16 protein-coding genes, 1 tRNA gene and 1 other annotated feature are annotated in these 20,792 nt (G+C 33.9%); of the genes, 4 read left to right on the top strand and 13 right to left on the bottom strand.

What is annotated here, in order from left to right; translation table 11 throughout:
- Positions 1–24: 24 nt before the first annotated feature.
- The 13 genes from KA856_RS00265 to KA856_RS00320 form a co-directional block, all read right to left on the bottom strand.
- On the bottom strand, positions 25–636 hold the full coding sequence (locus KA856_RS00265; RefSeq protein ID WP_210138357.1) for an NAD(P)-binding protein: 612 nt from the start codon (positions 634–636) through the stop codon (positions 25–27).
- A 44-nt stretch (positions 637–680) separates the two neighbouring features.
- Positions 681–1,415 carry a sirohydrochlorin chelatase gene (locus tag KA856_RS00270; protein WP_107384183.1) on the bottom strand — a complete coding sequence of 245 codons (735 nt, stop codon included), beginning with the start codon at positions 1,413–1,415 and terminating at the stop codon, positions 681–683.
- Between the two features lie 22 nt (positions 1,416–1,437).
- Positions 1,438–2,205: a uroporphyrinogen-III C-methyltransferase gene (gene cobA / locus KA856_RS00275; RefSeq protein ID WP_107384182.1), complete on the bottom strand. Its 768-nt coding sequence runs from the start codon at positions 2,203–2,205 to the stop codon at positions 1,438–1,440.
- A 23-nt stretch (positions 2,206–2,228) separates the two neighbouring features.
- A complete protein-coding gene (locus KA856_RS00280; RefSeq protein WP_107384181.1) occupies positions 2,229–3,938 on the bottom strand; it encodes an NADPH-dependent assimilatory sulfite reductase hemoprotein subunit in 1,710 nt (569 codons plus the stop codon).
- A gap of 16 nt (positions 3,939–3,954) precedes the next feature.
- Entirely contained in the window at positions 3,955–5,778 is a 1,824-nt protein-coding gene (locus tag KA856_RS00285) for an assimilatory sulfite reductase (NADPH) flavoprotein subunit (protein ID WP_210138509.1), read from the bottom strand.
- A 183-nt stretch (positions 5,779–5,961) separates the two neighbouring features.
- Complete coding sequence (locus tag KA856_RS00290; RefSeq protein WP_192945669.1) at positions 5,962–6,696, bottom strand: phosphoadenylyl-sulfate reductase; 735 nt, start codon at positions 6,694–6,696, stop codon at positions 5,962–5,964.
- A 1,026-nt stretch (positions 6,697–7,722) separates the two neighbouring features.
- Positions 7,723–8,961, bottom strand: a complete 1,239-nt coding sequence (locus KA856_RS00295) for an aminoacyltransferase (RefSeq protein ID WP_210138358.1) — start codon at positions 8,959–8,961, stop codon at positions 7,723–7,725.
- Between the two features lie 98 nt (positions 8,962–9,059).
- A tRNA-OTHER gene (locus KA856_RS00300) sits at positions 9,060–9,151 on the bottom strand.
- A gap of 175 nt (positions 9,152–9,326) precedes the next feature.
- Complete coding sequence (locus KA856_RS00305; protein WP_107385854.1) at positions 9,327–9,866, bottom strand: PadR family transcriptional regulator; 540 nt, start codon at positions 9,864–9,866, stop codon at positions 9,327–9,329.
- A gap of 55 nt (positions 9,867–9,921) precedes the next feature.
- Positions 9,922–10,227, bottom strand: a complete 306-nt coding sequence (locus KA856_RS13775; protein ID WP_245336616.1) for a hypothetical protein — start codon at positions 10,225–10,227, stop codon at positions 9,922–9,924.
- 14 nt (positions 10,228–10,241) lie between these two features.
- The gene (locus tag KA856_RS00310; RefSeq protein ID WP_245336615.1) at positions 10,242–11,102 is read right to left on the bottom strand and encodes a YhgE/Pip domain-containing protein; all 861 of its coding nucleotides are present in this window, start codon (positions 11,100–11,102) and stop codon (positions 10,242–10,244) included.
- A 429-nt stretch (positions 11,103–11,531) separates the two neighbouring features.
- A complete protein-coding gene (locus KA856_RS00315) occupies positions 11,532–12,677 on the bottom strand; it encodes a globin domain-containing protein (RefSeq protein WP_107385853.1) in 1,146 nt (381 codons plus the stop codon).
- Positions 12,678–13,028: 351 nt separating this feature from the next.
- Complete coding sequence (locus KA856_RS00320) at positions 13,029–13,862, bottom strand: ParB/RepB/Spo0J family partition protein (RefSeq protein WP_107386467.1); 834 nt, start codon at positions 13,860–13,862, stop codon at positions 13,029–13,031.
- A gap of 172 nt (positions 13,863–14,034) precedes the next feature.
- Positions 14,035–14,408, top strand: a binding site (T-box leader).
- A gap of 65 nt (positions 14,409–14,473) precedes the next feature.
- On the opposite strand from KA856_RS00320, the gene KA856_RS00325 reads away from it, so the two are divergent.
- The 4 genes from KA856_RS00325 to metE are packed head-to-tail and all read left to right on the top strand — an operon-like array spanning position 14,474 to position 20,784.
- A complete protein-coding gene (locus KA856_RS00325) occupies positions 14,474–15,577 on the top strand; it encodes a PLP-dependent transferase (RefSeq protein ID WP_107384157.1) in 1,104 nt (367 codons plus the stop codon).
- Positions 15,574–16,749 (top strand): cystathionine beta-lyase MetC, encoded by a 1,176-nt coding sequence (gene metC / locus KA856_RS00330; protein ID WP_107386466.1) that lies wholly within the window; start codon positions 15,574–15,576, stop codon positions 16,747–16,749. The genes KA856_RS00325 and metC overlap by 4 nt, the downstream gene beginning before the upstream one ends.
- Positions 16,703–18,544, top strand: a complete 1,842-nt coding sequence (locus KA856_RS00335; RefSeq protein ID WP_107386465.1) for a bifunctional homocysteine S-methyltransferase/methylenetetrahydrofolate reductase — start codon at positions 16,703–16,705, stop codon at positions 18,542–18,544. The genes metC and KA856_RS00335 overlap by 47 nt, the downstream gene beginning before the upstream one ends.
- The gene (gene metE, locus KA856_RS00340; RefSeq protein ID WP_210138510.1) at positions 18,538–20,784 is read left to right on the top strand and encodes a 5-methyltetrahydropteroyltriglutamate--homocysteine S-methyltransferase; all 2,247 of its coding nucleotides are present in this window, start codon (positions 18,538–18,540) and stop codon (positions 20,782–20,784) included. The genes KA856_RS00335 and metE overlap by 7 nt, the downstream gene beginning before the upstream one ends.
- Positions 20,785–20,792: the final 8 nt, after the last annotated feature.

The following is a 20,792-nucleotide window of genomic DNA, read 5'->3' on the forward strand; positions in this document are numbered from 1 at the left end:
ATGATGTCCCCCTTTCCTTTCAATTTATTCCAGCGCTGATAACCACTTTCTAACTTCATTTTGCTTACTTATTTTTAAATATTTTTCATTTAAGATTTGCTTCAAAAACCGTTCTTTTTCCTCAGGTGAAAGTGAGCTACGTTTAACTTGTTGCCTACATTCATATAGGAAATCAACATAATCACCATATGCACTATTAAAATGTTGTTGTAACTCAGCTAAAATTTGGCTTGTCAGTTTAGGACTGGCGCCTTGTGTTGAAACACTGATCATTAACTTTCCACGTCGTAATATACTTGGAATGAATACATCGCCAGCTAACGCTTGACCCGCCATATTAATTAATGCCTTGTCTGGCTTGGCTTGTAATATGGATTGATTTACGTCTGTATCGTTCGTCGCAGCAATAATTAAATCCGCGTCTTGCACATCACTACTTTCAAATGTTTTATTCCGCCATTGAATGACTTGTTTATCAATAAGATGTTCTAAGCTATTTGTTAGCGTGGGGCTAATAATTTGAATTTGTTTTGTATATGTTTTTAAAACATTGACACGTCTTTCAGCTATTTTTCCGCCACCTATAACAACGATTTGTTTTTGTGAAATATCAACCACTAAAGGGATGTAAGACATGATGTCACTCCTCAGATAAGTACTTTCAACTTTGATAAAAATGACTAAACTGTATCAAACGTCTCTTCAACACGTTCTTTTAATGCAATTTGTAATTGCTCGTGATGGCTTAGATGAGCTGCTAAAATAATGTCACTTTTTAATTGGTATGCACTCACAACATCAGCGATATGTTGGTCTAAAATACCTGTAAACCAGATATACGGTAAAATAAATATTTGCGAATGACCTGCGTTTACTAAACGGTCCAACGCATCTTCAAATAGCGGTTCACAAGCTGCCAAATAACACACTTCTATGCTTTTAGAAGGAAACATTTCTGATAATTGTGACTTTATTATCGAAAAATCTTGCTTCGTTTGTGGATTATAACTACCTCTACCAATAACTAATAATTTAGCGTCAGCATTAGGCGTGATTTCACGCTCTTCTAAACGTTGTTTAAGAATTTCAGTTAATCGTTTTTGTACACCCAAAGGCTTACCGTAATTGATTTTTATGTTGGGAAATTGAGTTTTAATACGTTCAATCTCTACAGGTATATCTTTGTAGTAATGACCTGCGCTAAGCAGTAATACAGGGATCACGGAAATTTCAGTTGCACCTTGATGCACTAATTTCCTAAAACCTTCAGATATATCTGGGTCTGCAAGTTCTAAAAAACATGTTTCTTGTAAAGGAATATTAACTTTTGCTTGAACACGCTCAATCAATGACGTTGCTTCTTCAACTGCTTCTGCTACACGGCTACCATGACTAACATATAAGACGCCTTGCATATAATTATCCCTCCAGCCACTGTTATGTGAGTTGTGTTAATAATTCATTTTTATATGTTTCCTCAAACCAACTAATGCGGTTACGCAATTTCACGACTTCACCCACAATAATCATCGCTGGGTTTTCAACATCTTTTGCACCGTGGACAATGGTTTCTAATGTGCCAACAACGGTTTTTTGTAATTTAGAAGTACCCATATGTACAAGCGCTACTGGCGTATTTTTATTACGCCCATTTTTAGTTAGCAACTCAACAATCTCTGGCAGCTTTTTAACGCCCATATAGATACATAACGTTTCCGGCCCTAAAGCTAGATGTCTCCAGTATTCATCCTTGTCAATTTCCTTGTTGATAACACCCGTAACAAATGCAACAGAAGAGCTGTAATCTCGATGTGTTACAGGGATACCTGCGTATGCAGGTGCTGCAATACCTGCAGTTATACCTGGTACGATTTCAAATGAAATATTATTGGCGGCTAATACTTCTGCTTCCTCGCCGCCTCTGCCATAAACGAAAGGATCTCCACCTTTCAAGCGTGTAATCGTGTGACCTTCTTGAGCCAAATCAACGAGTAGTTGGTTAGTATCTACTTGCGAAACAGATTTATGGTTAGGATTTTTACCACAATATATTAACTGCGCAGTTATAGATGCGTACTCCAATAACTCAGGATTAACTAAACGGTCGTATAAAATAATGTCAGCTGTTTCAATCGATTTTTTACCTTTAACTGTAATTAAATCAGGATCACCAGGTCCTGCGCCTACTAAAAAAACTTTTCCCATCCTAACACCACCTTTTTAATTGATTAACTATGGAATAATTGACCGTCTGTGACTGCTTCAACAATCCCTGCTCTGACTACAAAATTACCAAAGCGCTCACCATCTGTTCTTTCTTGTGCATATTGCAATAAAATGGGTCTCAAACTTTCTAATATTTCTGCTTCATCAATATTTTCTTTATACAATTTATTTAAACGATCACCAGCGAAACCGCCACCTAGGTACATATTGTACTTACCTGGTGCTTTACCAATAAATGCAATTTCAGCTAATGCCGGACGCGCACAACCGTTAGGGCATCCCGTCATTCTAATAGTTATTTCTTCTTCATTTAAGCCCGCTTCATCTAACAAGCTTTCTATTTTGGTAATTAATGAAGGTAAATACCGTTCAGATTCTGCCATTGCTAAACCACAAGTAGGAAAAGCGACACAAGCCATGGAATTTTTCCGCAACCCAGTATAATGTTCACCATCTGTTAAACCATATTGCTTTATGAGTGCTTCAATTTCTGGCTTTTTCTCTGTTTCAACATTCGCAATTACTAAATTTTGGTTAGGTGAAAGTCTAAAATCTCCAGTATGTACTTCAGCAATCGCTCTTAACGCTGTTTTCAATTTATATTCTTCCGTATCTTTAACACGTCCATTTTGAATAAATAAAGTGAAATGATGCTTACCACTGCCTTCAGTCCAACCATATCGATCACCATTATCTTCAAAGTGAAATGCACGCTTGGACTCTAATTCCCAACCTAAACGACGATTCAGTTCATCCGTGATCCATGCTACCCCTTTGCGATCCACAGTATATTTAAAACGTGCATTCGTTCTATCTTCACGATTTCCATAATCTCTCTGAATCGTAAGGATTTTTTCACAAACATCAATGACCTGTGATTTTGGGAAATAGCCAATCAATCGTCCAACTTGTGGGTACGTCGCAGTATTTCCATGTTTCATACCCATGCCGCCACCAACTGTGAGATTAAATCCAACTAATTCACCGTCTTCAATGATTGAAATTAACCCGATATCTTGTGAAAATACGTCGATATCATTAGAGGGTGGGACTGCAATACCAATTTTAAATTTACGTGGCAAATAGGTTTTGCCATACATTGGTTCTGGTTCTTGATCACTCGTATCTAACACTTTCTCTCCGTCTAACCAAATTTCATGGTAAGCCTGTGTTTTAGGTGAAAGGTGACGGCTAATATCACTCGCAATCTGATTAATTTCCGCATGCACATCAGATTGATAAGGGTTAGGGTTACACATCACATTACGATTAACATCTCCACATGCTGCAAGCGTGTCTAATAAAGATTGGTTTATATCAAACATCGTTTGTTTTAAATTTCTTTTTAAAATCCCATGGAATTGAAACGCTTGTCTCGTCGTTAATTTAATCGTTTGATTTGCATATTGATTCGCGATATCATCCATCGCAATCCATTGTTCTGGAGTCGAAGCACCGCCCGGAGCACGCACTCTTATCATGAAACTGTATGCAGGCTCTAACTTCTGTCTACGGCGTTCATCGCGAAGATCTCTGTCATCTTGCATATAACTCCCATGAAACTTTAATAATTTAGTATCTTCTTCTGAAATAGCACCTGTAATTCTATCTGCTAACCCTTCAACAATTGTGCCACGAAGGTAGTTACTATCAGCTTTGATACGTTCCATCTCATCAAGTTTTTGAGAAAAATTTAAATTTGACTCTGTCACGTGATCAGCTCCTTTTCTAATAAACGTCTCTTTGATATCGTTTGTCTTTTTTCATTTGTGTCAAATAAGTCTCAGCTTCTTCCTCTGACATATTACCTTCTTTAACTAAGACCTGATGTATCGCTTTATGTACATCTTTAGCCATATTTTGTTCATCGCCACATACATATAAAGATGCACCGTTTTTTAACCACTCATAAAAAGTTTCACTTTGTTCCACAATCTTATGTTGAACATAAACTTTTTCATCCGTATCTCTTGAAAATGCTAAGTCCAACTTACTCAACACACCTTCTTTAAGCCAATCTTGCCATTCTGTTTGATATAAAAAGTCTGTTGTAAAATGCTGTTCTCCAAAGAACAACCATGTTTGGCCTGATAAATCTAACTCTTCACGTGCTTGTAAATAAGATCTAAAAGGTGCGACACCTGTTCCAGGGCCAATCATAATGACGGGTGTAGCTTCATCGAATGGAAATTTAAAATTCGGGTTTTTCTTTAGATATACAGATATAGATGTTCCAGGTTCCATGCGTTCAGCTAATTGAACTGAACAAACACCTTGGCGCTCACGTTGGTGTGCTTGATATCTTACAGCGCCTACAGTGATATGAACTTCATCAGGATTTGCTTCATAACTGCTCGCTATAGAATATTCTCTAGGTGGTAATTTTCTTAAAAATTGATATAGCACCTCAGGCGCCAGGTTTTCTGGTTTAAAGTCTTGAATTAAATCAATTAAATCTCGACCATAAACATAAGATTTAACCCACGCTTGATCTAAGACGTTTTCTGCCAACGCTTCATTTCCAAACAACTCAGCTGCTTTTTGTAGTAGTGGTTTAGTTAATTTAGTAATTTCAAAATGATGTTGTAGTGCATCCTTTAATGAAAGCACATCGCCTTTGTCGTTGATTGGTATTTCTGTTTGAGCATCCCAATCTAATTTATCCAGTAAGACTACTACTAGTTTTTCATCATTTTCTGGAATCACAACCAAGCAATCACCTGGCTCATAGTCTTCACCATAATCTTCAAATTGTAATTCAATATGTCTAACTTCTTTATTAGAGCCTCTACCATTCAAGTTAATATTTTCTAATATTTCAGCTTCATAAGGTTGTGTTTTTGAATATCGTTTTTCATTTGTCAATTGTACCGCGTTCGTTGTTGTCACCTTTTCTTCACTCAATGAGGCTTCGCTTAACTGCTCAATAATTTGATCCATCCAAGATTCAGCCATATCATCAAAATCCAAGTCACAATCTCGTCTATCTACTAAGCGGGAAGCTCCTAAATCTTCTAGACGTGCATCAAAATCCTTACCTGTTTGACAGAAGAATTCATATGATGCGTCCCCGAGTGATAAAACTGAAAAACGTACACCTTCTAACTTAGGTGCTTTTCTACCATGTAAAAATTCATGAAAGCTAATGGCATTATCGGGCGGATTTCCTTCACCATGAGTAGAAGAAATAATAAATAAATCTTCTACTTTTTTTAGATCTTTTGTTTTATAATCACCCATTGCACTCAATTTCACATTGAAATTGAGTTCGACAAGGCGATCAGCTAACTTTTCAGCCAAACCTTGTGCATTACCAGTTTCTGAACCATACAATACAGTGATATGTCTCTCACTATTTGAAGTGTTTTCTTTATTTAATACAAACTGAGCTACTTCCGATGGTGTTTCTTGTTTTGTAGTAACACTTTGTAAATTTGCAGTTAAATAACCGCTTAACCAAACTTGCTGCTCAATCGTAAGATTTTGAATAATTTGGTTTAGTTGTGTGGCTTGATTTTCATCAAACGGACTATTTATTACGGATAAGTTCACAACCATTTCACCTCATTTTAATTTTTTATTTAACAATCATTTTGTTTAAACTTACTCAACAATTGACGCCATACTCTTTTCAGAAAAATTTTTAACCATCACCTAAGATTATTTTGTTTAATCACCCTTTAGATATATCTATCCGATGGGAATACTAGGATTTAATGTCAAAAAAATTTATTATTATAAAGATGTATGGTCTGTGGTATGAAGGCCGCATTCTGTTTTGTTTGAATTGGTCCATCTTCCCGCTCTTGAATCTCCTGATCCTTCAACAGCTGTCGTACACGGTATACATCCTATACTTGGATAGTTAAAATCATGTAATTCATTATAATGCAATTTATATTTTTTAATATATTGCCATACATCATCCCATGTCCAATGTATCAATGGACAAATTTTAACTGATTGGAAACGTTCGTCTTTATTTATAAACTGCGTATTTTGACGGCTTGGCGATTGCGCTCTACGTAACCCAGAAATCCAAGCAGTAGCACTAGACAAGACATCTTCCAATGGTTTGATTTTTCTAATATAACAACATTGGTTTGGATTGTTTTTCCAAAGTGCGGGGTTATATTGTGATGATTGCTCTTCCAAAGTTAATTCCGGTTTTTTTAGTTTAATACGTAGTTCCGGGTAGCGTTTTTGAACACGATCAATTAAATCATATGTTTCTTGAAAATGAAGGCCTGTATCTAAAAATACAATTTGTGCATCCTTCTTAACACTATAAATCAAATCTATTAAAATCATGCCTTCCGCGCCAAAACTACAGGCATAAATAACCGAATCTCCATAGGTTTGATAAGCCCATGAGACGATTTCGCGTGCACCTTTTGTTTCATCATCAATATCTATTGACTCAAAGACATTTGCATTAAAATGTTCATAAGTAACTTTTGGTTCAAACATTAATCTATTCGCCCCCTCATAACGTACATGAATACATTATAATTAGATTTATTATAAATTTAGAATTATTTGAAAATAATTATGATTTACACTTTACTCATTGTAAATTTTTATGTCAAGTGTATATTTGAACGCGCGCATTAGTTACATTTTTTATTAAATTTGTATAGAAAGTGCATAGTCATAGTATTTTAGGCACTTTTAATTTCTAAGTTAATTCATTTTTATAACAACCTTGTTATATTGAATTTTCGCCTTTTCTAACATCTTTTCACATTTTTCTGAAATTTTTTAGATTTTTCATTTTTGACTGTATTTTAAAAGCCATCATTTTATAAAAGGTGATTCAGAACGTAGACAAACCCTTCGCATTAATTTGCGAAGGGTTTGTCTACTTATATAGTTTTTTCAAAATAGTAGTGGTATTTCAAACCATTATTGGCCATTTTACTAACCATATTGCCAATTTTTAAAGATTCATGGCAACACAAATTAACATGGTCTCCATAGAAACTTTGTCATGGTGTCTATATTTCGTTCATCGCATACCATGCTGTTCTTTTATATCGCCTAAATCTTCTCTCAATTGTTTGACTTCGCAAATTATATTGTTTCTTTACAGTATCAACAGTGCTTTTCAATGATATAACCATCTTTATCTACACATGCATGTAGACTATAAGCAAATTGTTTTTATCGTTCTCTTTTAACATATTATCCCACTTCTAAATCAGTAATACTTTTAGTGTGATATTGGCAGTGATTTGGGCCGACTCCTGCGGGAAGCGCACTAGCCGAAGACTACAGGCTAAGGCAGTGCCCGCGGAAAGCATGCACAAAAAACTGCCGACAAAGTCGGAGACTTTGTCGACAGTCTGAGCCACCTTTTATAAAAAGGTGGCTAGCTCATTTCAATTTTTAGAAATTCAAATCAATGGTTAATTAAAATATAATAATATGCAATGTTAAAGTGGGTGGTTGTCCTTCGTATCAGTTAATAAAACTAAAGCGTTAAGTAAATCAATCCTATTTTATTAATGCATATATTTTATAAAGTAAAGGTCTTATTGGTTTAATAAAATCTCCAATATACTCTTCTATATGCGCGTTGAAGCCTGCTTTGAATTTTTGTACACCAGCATCTTCAGCATTTTCACTGAAATCTCCTGTTATACCGTAAAAATTATAACGATGGATATTGTGCGCTTTCGCAAATTTTATCATTTCCCATTGCAATCTATAGGCACCCATATATGTATTGTATCTAGGGTTGGAGCCGCTTGAAAGATAATAAACTTCATGATCGTTGTAAATATAAAGTGCAGCTGCTAAATCCAATATGGTTCCATCTGTTTTGATTAATGCTTCTGTTTCGGTTACTTTTCTTTGTTGTGCTTTTATTTGTTGTAAACCCTGCTCATACTTATTTTTATTTTTTTTCGAGTTAGGATTATTTTCTAAGCGCGCTTTAATATTTTCTAAGTCTTCATTTAATTTTTCTAATTGTTTATTTTGTTTGACTAACAATGCTGACAAATCGATATATGCTAATTTTAACATGCTATTATCATGATAAATATTTTGCATTTCTTTAAAGTAATGCTGATCTCTAAACTTAAAACCATGTTTTTCTTCAGCCATTTTAAATAATTTAAAAAATCTACTAGTCTCCTCAATAGGGAGTGTACGTATTTGTACATCCATCTCGTATGTTTTCTTAATATTTCTACGTGTTTGATAATCCATTTCTTTAAGTAGGTCATCTTCAGTTTTGTTCTTCAAATCCAGAACAGATAACCAACGAATTTGACTTATTTGAGAATACCCTACTGTATACCCTTGATGTTTATAACCGATATCTTCCATAGTCTTAATAAGTGGTTTATTGTTATAACTTTCTAATATTTCACCTTGAGTATTTCTTATATTTTCTAACGTGTATGGATCTGTTAAAACATATAAACCACGATGCTTTTTTAAATATTTAGTTAAATTTTTGTAGAAAAACCTTACTAACTGATAATCCGAAAAATCCAAAACAGGTCCTCGATGCGTATAAAAATATTTAAAAAATTTAAAGGAACGTGCTTCAGTTAAAAGGCATGCTGCTATAACATTATCTTCGTTATCTTTAACACCTACAATATGCACATCGTTTTTATGTTGGTTTCTGTAATGAAAATGGTTGGCACTTTGTGTGTAATGTGAGGCATGATTATGAGTAAAATTTTCAAATTCATCAACTTTCAAGTGAGTGAAATACATTGTAAACCTACTTTCTCTTAATTTATAATGCATTGAACAATATTTATATATCATTAAAAAAACCAAGCACTAGGAAGGCTTGGCTAAATGATTTTCAACGGAGGGAGAAGGATTCGAACCAACGCAAGCAAGATGCTTCTAATTAATATTAACTATTAATTTCCCTTAAGCCAGACTTGGGTATCCCTCCAAAATTTTAATTATTTGATTATATTGTACTACTCATTTACAGAAAATGAAAGTATTGTTTAAAATATATTAAAACCTTTTTTCATTGCAAATCCATATCTATAAGGCACCATCTTTTCACAACAACAAAGAAGGAACAAGTAACCGTTCTTACGTTACTCGTTCCTTCTTTAATATCATACATTTTCATTTTCAATAAGTGTTATTAGTTTTTCTAAAAAATGAATTGTATTACTTGTTTTAGTGGTAAAGTGATCCGACATAAAATTTAAAAGCCCTTCATTTTCAGGCGTTACTTGAATTTTGTGCTTTATCTCTTGTGCTTCTATTAACATTTGTTTATTATCTTGAATCTTGCTTTCCAAGATATTGATTACTTTTTGATTATCTACAAATTTAAGGTAAGCAACACCAACATACATTTCACTAATTTCTTTAGTGTTCTCGAACAACTTATATATCAATTTAGGCAAAGTTTGTTTACCTTTTTCAGTAATTTGAAATACTTGCTTATCCGGACGATTTTCTTCTTTAATTGTCTCCACTATTTCTACAAGGCCTTTTTTGGATAATGCTTCAAAATTATAATAAAGTTTACTTTCTGTTAGTCCGCTCATTTTATCAAAAGGTATTGGTTCTGATAGCTGTTTTTTTAATAAATAAGGATAACTGTTTTTTTCCATTAATTTCCCTAATATAAATATTTGGATAGACATTATTAAAGTCTCCTTTTCTCATAATACCTTTATTTTAACAGAATCAAAGAAGATATTAATAGTTTGCAAGTGTTTCGTTAGTATTTTTGTAATGCTCAAAAACAACATCGGGTTCTTTTTTATAAACAAAAGTTACGATAACAATATTAACCAACATGGCAACGACACCTACAGTTACCATAGATAAAATATATGGTGTTTGTGACACACTTCCAAAAATGTTTGCAAAATGACCCTGCACTGAATAATACATTGGTGAAATATGACTCATCCAGTTATAAACTGTAGGCATCATATCACGACTCATTGTTGCCCCATTAGCAATTGTTTGTATGAGTAAAATAGGAATATTTAAAATCATACCTGCCTGACCTATTAGGAAAACGACGATTGCAGTAAGTTAAAGGAAACCCAATAATTCAATACTAATTGGCCAAAAATACTTAAGAATTTATCAGCTTCTAAATCATTTACTAAATAAGCAATACCTAACGAAATTACAGAAGAAGCTAGTCCAATGATTAAGGCTGTTAGTTGAACATAGATGAACAATTTAGTTTTACTAGCCTTGTTTCTGTTTTCTTTAAATGCACTAACTAATTGCATCGCTCCAATCATTGCTCCTACATATCCAGCTAAAGTTAAAAACATAGGTAACATTTTAAAATTCATGCTTGATGGCATTTTATTCATATGAGTAATGTCACCAGAATATGAGGCATTTATTTGCTTAATTAAGCCGTCCATTTGTTCATCAGGTATTTTTGCTTGTTGTAAAACACCTTCTGTAGTTTGGTTAGAAAATTGTTTACTAAGCTGACTATTAATTTCACTTCCGATTGAATCCATAGATTGACTAATCATCGTTGGAGAAGCGTCATTCACTTTAAAATCTAGTCCTGGTGTAGCTTTTTCAGATTTTAAATCACTTGAAAAATCTTGAGGTATATGAATAACAAGATTTAATTTATTATGTTCCAACTGATTATTTGCTTTCGCATTAGAAATATCTTTTTTAATATGATCGAACGGTAAACTTTTGTTCAATTGTTTTGATATTTGGTTACCGTAATCCCCTTTATCGTCGTTAACAATCGCAATCGGTAATTTATCAATATTACCTGGCATCGCTTTGTAACCAGGTAAAAAGATGGCCAACATCACTAATCCATAAAAAATCCCCATGAATATTGCGCCAACTGCCCCTTTTGTTTTTAAAAAAGCACTAAATTTCATCTTAATTATCCTCTCTAATACACATATATAGTTTTATAAAAGTACTTTTAACAAAGTACTTTGTTTATACTACTCTTTTGGATTTAATAGGTCAATTATATAAACCTAGAATTTTCATTATTTTACGAAACGTTATACGACAACTGAATGTCTATTTTTATGTGTATAGAGGGTAAAAATGCTTTGTATACATACAATTTATGCTCAAATTGTTTTGCTAATTACAAAGTATACTTAACTGGCACTATATCTTTATATTTTTGATTTATTTGAAAAATATTTGCGCAGTGTAAAATAAAAAAACCCCCGACTAAGCTATTAAGTCGAGGGCTTTATTTAATAAAAATGAAAGGTCTTCAGATAAATAAAATACCATGTTTATTTTATAATATTTTTTGAATCTATATAAAATGTGTAAACCGAGTTAAATTACACTGAAAAGCTCAATCTTGGGATAAATGTTTCAAAATGAATATGCTCCATTGGTACTTCTAATTTTTGTAATTCTTGAATCATAGCTTTTAAGAATGAATTACCACCACATACATAAACTTCTGTTTCACCATCAAGGTATTGTTTTAATTGTTCAGCGTCTATAAATCCGTCTTGATCACGGAAATGTTTATCAAATTGTGCTACTGAAGATTGTGCTGTGATTGCTTCTAAATTTTCTTCAAATGCTACATTTTGAGCATCGGATGTTGATTGAAGGAATGTTGAAGTTAAACCAGCATCAACTGCTTCTTTATACATTGAAACGAGAGGTGTAACACCTACGCCAGAGCCTAAGAATAATTGTTTGTTATCTTTGTTTGCCAATCCAAATCCACCAACTGGTGCAGATAGCAATAGAGTGTCTCCAACGTTCACTTCATCGTGTAGCACTGTAGATACTTCACCTTCATGTTCTTCCGTAACGTCTCTACGTACACCGAATGTTAAGAAATCCTTGTCACCATCTACAATAGAATAATGTCTTTTAGCTCTGTATGGCAACTTCTCACTAGATATGTCTACTGTAATATATTGTCCAGGTACAAATTGACTTAAATCAATGTCGTCAGATGTTACTGTGAATGATTTAATTATTTCAGTTTCATCAGTGATATTTGTTACAGTAAATGGTTTAAAACCATCCCAAGCCATTTTACTGTATACTTCTTTTTCTAAACCGATAAATGCATCAGCAATTTCTCCATATGCTTTAATCCAAGCTTGGATAATAGGATCGTCTTCTTTTAAACCAGTCTCTTGTTGAATTGCCCAAATTAAATTTTCACCAACGATTGGATAATGCTCAGCTTTTACTTGTAAAGCACAATGTTTGTAAACCACAGGCATAATTGCGGGAACAATCGGTGATAAGTCTTCGATATTTTCTGCCGCTGCTAACACTGCCATCGCCAATGCAGAAGATTGTAACCCTCTTTTTTGGTTAGTCTGATTAAATATATTTTTCAATTCAGGATGTTGTTCAAATAATCTTTTATAGAAAGTTGATGTTATTGTCTGCCCTTTATCTTTTAATAATGGTATCGTTTCTCTTATAGTCTGTATTTCTTCTTGATTTAACATAAAACCCCTCCTAGTTATTCCTTCACCTCCATTATTGTACGCCATTCGTTTACTTACAAGAGAATGTGTTTTATTTCACATAATTTTCACATTCAATATTCATTAATTTGTAACTATTTTATGATTAACAATTTTTTAAAAGACAACATATAGGAAATCATTGCTTACTTTCATTCATAATATAATTTAAAATAAAATATATTTTTTTAGAAATTAGTTTTAACAAAAATTAAAAACCACATGCACCGGACGATAAATGAGTTGGCTTGTGGTTTTAACTTTTTTATTTACTCTTATTAATATGTTTTAAAAATGCTTTACACTTATTAATTAACAGATAAAAATTCTATTTTAATTATATTTCTCATTCAATTGGTGTATCAACCTTCTGAACTCCGTTTCGGATTTAAATTCAAAGGTGATATAACCTTTTTTATTTTTGTTAGAAATCGTCACAGCTGAACCATATTGTTCTTTTAGTTGTCGCTCTTGCTGTTGAATAAACTTTGGTTTTTTAGTTGCTTGTTGTTTTTCTATAATCTTTTTTTTATCTTCATTGTTTTCATTTACATACTGTTCTAATGTACGTACACTCCAAGACTCCTGGAAGGCTTGCTTAGCAATGCTTTTCATCTTTTGTTTATCTTTTATCCCTAATAATGTACGTCCATGTGCACCTGATAATTTATTATCTTTAACCATTTGAGTAATTTCCTTAGGCAATTGTAGTAAACGCAACATGTTGGCAATATAAGGTCTAGATTTACTTAATCGCTGTGCAACTTCTTGTTGAGTCAGCTCTAAATCATCCATTAGCTTACGATAACTTTCTGCTTCTTCAATCGCATTTAAATCTTCGCGCTGCAAATTTTCAATCACAGCGAGTTCCATCATGTCTTCATCAGATAGCACTTTTACAATAGCTGGTATTGTCGTTGATCCTGCTAGTTTTGAAGCTCGATAACGTCGCTCTCCAACTACAATGTTATAACCAGATATTGTTTTTCGTAACACGATAGGCTGTAAAATACCATGAAGTTTTATCGACTCAGCTAAATCTTCTAAACGTTCTTGATCAAATGTTTTTCTAGGTTGATAAGGATTAGGTTTAATGCTGTTAATAGCAATTTCTTTTACGTGCGCATTGTTATCTACTTTGAGTCGTTCATCTATAGAATCATTCATTTTTTACACCTACTTTCTTAAATAAAATAATTTTTTTAGTTAAACATAGTATATCATCACAGTAACAATGAAAAATATTATTTTAAATTATCGGTTAAATCAAAATTTTCAGATAAGTTATTGACAAAAGTTATTTTAATGTGTAATCTAAGTGATAACAAATTCGAAATAGCAACACACAGTAATAAGGAAAGTAGAACTTACACTGCTGACACAGAGAGTCTTCACCTGCTGAAAGAAGACACAGAAAGAAAGTTTGAAAATGGCCTTTGAGTGTTGATGCCAATATGAGGTGTCAACGGGATCGCCCGTTATAGCGATACAGTATTAACATTTTGTTTAATGGCGTACTGGATTATTCCAAGCGTTGCATATGTCGTTAATACTCATTTCACTTTCAGTGGCAGTGAGTTTTTTATTTGGACATATTACGGTAGCGCAAGTTCAGTACAAGTAATTAATGCAATTTGGCGTACTGGATAAGGTTACTTTAGTGATAAAGTAATGAACAAAGGTGGTACCGCGAGCTAAGCTTTCGTCCTTTACATCCGATTGAGTCGGGTTTAAAGGACGGAAGCTTTTTTTATTTTTTAAAGGAGGTTATCTGTATTATGAAAAATACTGAGTTATCACAAATTGCACTGACACAAGATGCAACAGGAGCGATTGCAAATCCAATCTATTTATCAACAGCATATCAGCATCCTCATTTAGGAACATCAACTGGTTTTGATTATACAAGAACTAAAAATCCTACCCGTTCAGCTTTTGAAGAATCATTTGCTAAGTTAGAACGTGGTACTGCTTCATTTGCAACTGCAAGTGGCATGGCAGCCATACAATTAATATGTAATTTATTTAAAGCTGGCGATGAAATACTCGTTTCATTCGACCTTTATGGTGGCACATTTAGACTATTTGATTTTTATGAGCAACAATACGGTGTACATTTCAAATATGTAGATTTCTTAAACTATGAAACAGTCAAAGAAAACATTACAGAAAATACCAAAGCACTATTTATAGAAACGATTTCAAACCCACAAATGCAAGAAGTAGATGTTGATCCATATTATATTTTAAGTAAAAAACATCACTTATTGACGATTATAGACAACACTTTTTTAACACCATATCTCTCAACACCACTTGAAGATGGTGCAGATATTGTACTACATTCTGCTACGAAATACATAGGTGGTCATAATGATGTACTTGCTGGTGTAGTGACAGTTAAAGACGAAAATTTGGCTGAAAAATTAGGTGAATTTCATAACATGATTGGTGCAACTTTATCACCTTTTGACAGCTACTTACTACAACGTGGTTTAAAGACATTGCACTTAAGAATGGATCGTTCAGAATATAATGCTCAATTATTAGCCAAACGATGTTATAACTTAAAAGGCATTGACCAAGTCTTATATTGTGGTCGAACAGGAATGATGAGTCTACGTTTAAATAAAAATTATAAAGCCGATAAATTTTTAGAAAACTTAAAAGTATGTATTTTTGCAGAAAGTTTAGGCGGAACAGAAACATTTATAACATTTCCATATACACAAACACACGTTGATATGCCAGATGAAGAAAAAGAAAAACGAGGCATTGATGAACATTTACTAAGATTATCCATCGGTGTTGAAGATTACGAAGATATTGAACAAGACATTATACAAGCATTAGAAAAATCTAAAGAAAGCGTGATTATATGAGTTTATCAAAAGAAACAGAAGTGATATTTGACGCACAAAGAGGTGTTGAATACGATTCAGCTAACCCACCATTATATGCTTCTTCGACATTTCATCAAAAAGGTTTAGGTGGCGATGCTAAATATGATTATGCGCGAAGTGGCAACCCTAATCGTGCTTTGTTAGAAGAAAAATTAGCAGCACTTGAAGGCGGCGATTACGCATTTGCTTACGCATCAGGTATTGCAGCTATTTCAGCTGTACTGCTTACATTAAATGCAGGTGATCATGTCATTCTACCCGATGATGTCTATGGTGGTACTTTCAGATTAACAGAACAAATCTTAACACGTTTTAATATTCAGTTTACGACGGTAGACACAACGCAATTACAAGAAATCGAGGAAGCCATTCAATCAAATACAAAACTAGTTTATATTGAAACACCATCTAATCCATTATTTAAAATCACTGATATTAAAGGCGTCTCTCGTATTACACAACAACACGAACTATTACTCGCTGTTGATAATACATTTATGACGCCACTTGGTCAGTCACCTTTAGCTTTAGGTGCAGATATCGTCGTACATAGCGCTACAAAATTCTTGGGTGGCCATAGTGATATTATTGCTGGCGCTGCTATCACAAACAATAAAGCAGTAGCAGACGCACTTTATCTATTACAAAACGGTACTGGAACTGCACTATCTGCACATGATTGCTGGACATTAGCACAACACTTAAAAACATTGTCTGTACGTTTCAATCAATCTGTGGAAAATGCACAGAAAGTTTATGATTTCTTATCGCAGCGTGAAGAAATTGCAGAAGTTTATTACCCGGGAAATGACAAGTTACACTTGTCTCAAGCAAAACATGGTGGTGCTGTTTTAGGTTTAAGACTTAAAGATGAATCGAAGGCACAAGCCTTTGTAGATGCACTCACACTGCCACTTGTTTCTGTAAGTTTGGGTGGTGTCGAGACTATTTTATCTCACCCTGCTACTATGTCTCATGCTGCTGTACCAAAAGAAGTTCGTGAAGCACGCAATATAACGTTTGGATTATTCAGATTAAGTGTGGGCTTAGAAAATGCTGACGAATTAATTGCTGATTTAAACTACGCACTGAAGGAGGCTTTCAATGAGTCAACTCATCAACAAACTGAAACAGAACATTTTAGTCGCTGATGGTGCAATGGGAACCATTCTATATTCTGATGGTTTAGATACTTGTCCAGAAGCATATAATTTAACCCATCCTGACAAAATAGAACGGATACACCGCTCCTACATTGAATCTGGTGCTGATATTATTCAGACCAATACTTATGGTGCAAACTTTGAAAAATTAAAAGTATTTGGTTTAGAACACAAAGTTAAAGAAATACACAAAGCCGCAGTACAAATTGCCAAAAAAGCAGCTAATGACGAAACATTTATATTAGGTACTGTGGGTGGATTTAGAGGTGTGAAACAGGAAGATTTAGGTTTAGAAGCCATTCAATATCATACCGAAATCCAAGTAGATACTTTAGTTGAAGAAGGTGTCGATGGTTTACTTTTTGAAACCTATTATGATTTAGAAGAGCTTACTAATATTATTAAAGCTACAAAACGAAAACATCATATTCCTATCATTGCTCAATTAACTGCTTTAAACACAAATTATTTAAGAGATGGTACAGAAATTAATACAGCTTTACAACGGGTTGTTGACAGTGGCGCTGATATCGTTGGACTCAATTGTCACCATGGTCCTCATCACATGCAGCAATCTTTTTCACATATTGAATTACCTGACAATGCGTATTTATCTTGCTATCCCAATGCAAGTTTATTAGATATTGAAAATAGTCGATTTAAATATAGTGACAATGCCGAATACTTTGGTAAAGTGGCGGAACAATTAATTAAAGAAGGCGTTAGGATTATCGGGGGATGTTGCGGGACTACACCAGAACATATTCAATACATTAAGTCCTCAGTAGCCAATCTCAAACCGGTATCCAGTAAAAATGTAATTCCTATAAAAAAATACAATAGCCCTTCATATGCCAAGACACAGCAACAAAATTTAACAACTAAAGTTAAAGCACAACCTACAATTATAGTAGAATTAGACACGCCAAAGCACTTAGATACAGAAACATTTTTCAGAAATATCAAAAAACTCGACGATGCTCAAATTGATGCGGTGACCTTAGCAGATAACTCCTTAGCCACTGTGCGTATCAGTAATGTTGCAGCAGCGAGTATTATCAAACAACAATATAATATTGAACCGCTCGTTCACATTACTTGCCGCGACCGTAATCTCATTGGATTGCAATCACATTTATTAGGCTTATCCTTACTAAATGTGAATGAAATATTAGCCATTACAGGAGATCCATCAAAAATTGGTCACTTGCCAGGAGCAACGAATGTTTACGATGTGAATTCCAAAGGTTTAACAGAAATTGCATTACGCTTTAACGAAGGTATTAACACTGATGGTGATGCGCTGAAGACGAAAACAAATTTCAACATCGCAGGTGCTTTTGATCCGAATGTTCGTAAACTCGAAGGTTCAGTCAAACGTGCTGAGAAAAAAATAGAAAGTGGCACGCACTACTTTATAACACAGCCAGTTTATAGCACCGAAAAAATCGAAGAAATATATGAAGCAACCAAACATTTGGACGTACCATTCTTTATTGGCATTATGCCAGTCACTAGCTATAATAATGCACTATTTTTACACAACGAAGTGCCTGGTATTAAACTGTCCGAAGACATTTTAGAACAATTTGAAGCTGTTAAAGATGATAAAGAAAAAACGAAAGCATTAAGCCTTAAACTTTCTAAGGAACTTATAGATACCGTCCATAAATATTTTAACGGTTTATATTTAATTACACCGTTCCAGAAAGTAGATTACACTTTAGCACTTGCATCATATTCACAATCAATTACTTCAAGTAAACAGGAGGCAATATTATGACAATTCAAACATCAAATTTAGGTTTCCCAAGATTAGGTAGAAAAAGAGAGTGGAAAAAAGCAATAGAAAGTTACTGGGCTAATAAAATAGACGCCCCTACATTAAATCAACAATTAACAGACTTGCATAAAGAGAATTTATTGCTACAAAAGAATTATAATTTAACAAGTGTCCCTGTCGGAGATTTCTCTCTTTATGATCATATTCTTGATACATCTTTATTATTCAACATTATTCCAGAACGTTTCCAAGGCAGAGCATTAGACAATGATTTATTATTCGACATTGCCAGAGGTAATAAAGAACATGTTGCAAGTGCATTGATCAAATGGTTCAACACAAATTATCATTATATTGTACCTGAATGGGACAACGTAGAGCCAAAATTGAATGACAACGTATTATTAGAGCGTTTCAAATATGCACAATCTATTAACGTGAATGCACACCCAGTGATCGTGGGCCCAATAACATTCGTAAAACTTTCTAAGGGAGGTTCACAATCATTTGAAGAAAAAGTAAATACATTACTGCCTTTATATAAAGAAGTTTTACAGTCTTTAGTAGATGCAGGAGCGGAATACATTCAAATCGATGAACCTGTACTTGTGGAAGATGATAGTGCATCATTTGAAGATATTACACGTACTGCTTATAACTATTTTGACGAAGCAGGCGTAAGTAATCACCTTGTGATTCAAACTTATTTTGAACGTGTAAATTTAAAATTCCTAAACAGCTTACCTGTAAAAGGATTAGGTTTAGATTTTGTACATGATAATGGCTATAACTTAAAACAAATTAAAGATGGAGACTTAGACAAAAACAAATCACTTTATGCAGGTATTATAGATGGTCGTAATGTGTGGGCAGCAGATATTGAAGCTAAAAAATCATTAATCGACACATTACAAAATGCTACAAATAACCTTGTCATTCAACCATCTTCTTCTCTATTACATGTGCCAGTATCATTAGACGATGAAACATTAGATGAATCTATCGCAGAGGGCTTGAGTTTTGCCACTGAAAAATTAGATGAATTAGATGCATTAAGACGATTATTTAATGACAATGACAGCCAAAAATTTGATGAATTAAAAGCACGTTATGAACGCTTCCAAAATCAATCATTCAAAAATCTAGAGTATGATTTCGACAGTGTACGCACTACACGTCAGTCACCATTTAAAGTGCGTAAAAAAGCACAAGATGCACGTCTTAACTTACCTGATTTACCAACGACAACGATTGGATCGTTCCCGCAATCGCAAGAAGTAAGAAAATTCCGTGCAGATTTGAAAAATAATCGAATTACAGATGAAGATTATAAAACATTCTTAAAAAATGAAATTGCGCGCTGGATTAAAATCCAAGAAGATATCGGCTTAGATGTCTTAGTACACGGTGAATTTGAGCGAAATGACATGGTAGAATTCTTCGGCGAAAAATTACAAGGCTTCTTAGTGACGAAGTATGGATGGGTGCAATCATACGGTTCGCGTGCGGTAAAACCACCAATCATTTATGGTGATGTAAAATGGACAGAGCCTTTAACAGTAAAAGAGACACTTTATGCACAAAGTTTAACGGATAGACCAGTAAAAGGTATGCTTACAGGACCAGTGACTATCTTGAATTGGTCATTTGAACGTGTAGACTTACCGCGTGAAACTGTACAGGATCAAATTGCATTAGCGATTAATGAAGAAGTTTTAGCTTTAGAAAAAGCTGGTATCCAAATTATTCAAGTTGATGAACCTGCATTGAGAGAAGGTTTACCATTACGTTCAGAATATCATGAAGATTATCTTAATAAAGCTGTGCGTTCATTTAAATTAGCTACGTCATCTGTTGCCGATGAAACGCAAATTCATACACATATGTGCTATTCTCAATTTGGACAAATCATTCATGCTATCTATGATTTAGATGCAGATGTTATTTCAATAGAGACATCTCGTAGCCATGGAGACTTAATTAAAGATTTTGAAGATATTACTTATGACTTAGGTATCGGATTAGGGGTATATGATATCCATAGTCCACGTATCCCTACTGAATCTGAAATTACAGAAGCGATTAACCGCGCTTTACAAGAAATTGACCGTTCTTTATTCTGGGTTAATCCAGACTGTGGTTTGAAAACACGTAAAGAGGACGAAGTAAGAGAAGCATTGACTGTGCTTGTGAATTCAGTAGACAAATTACGTAAATCAACAAATCCAGCAACAGTTTAATCATTAAT

It is taken from the genome of Staphylococcus sp. GDB9P120P (assembly GCF_017893435.1).
In the GTDB taxonomy this organism is placed as follows: domain Bacteria; phylum Bacillota; class Bacilli; order Staphylococcales; family Staphylococcaceae; genus Staphylococcus; species Staphylococcus cohnii.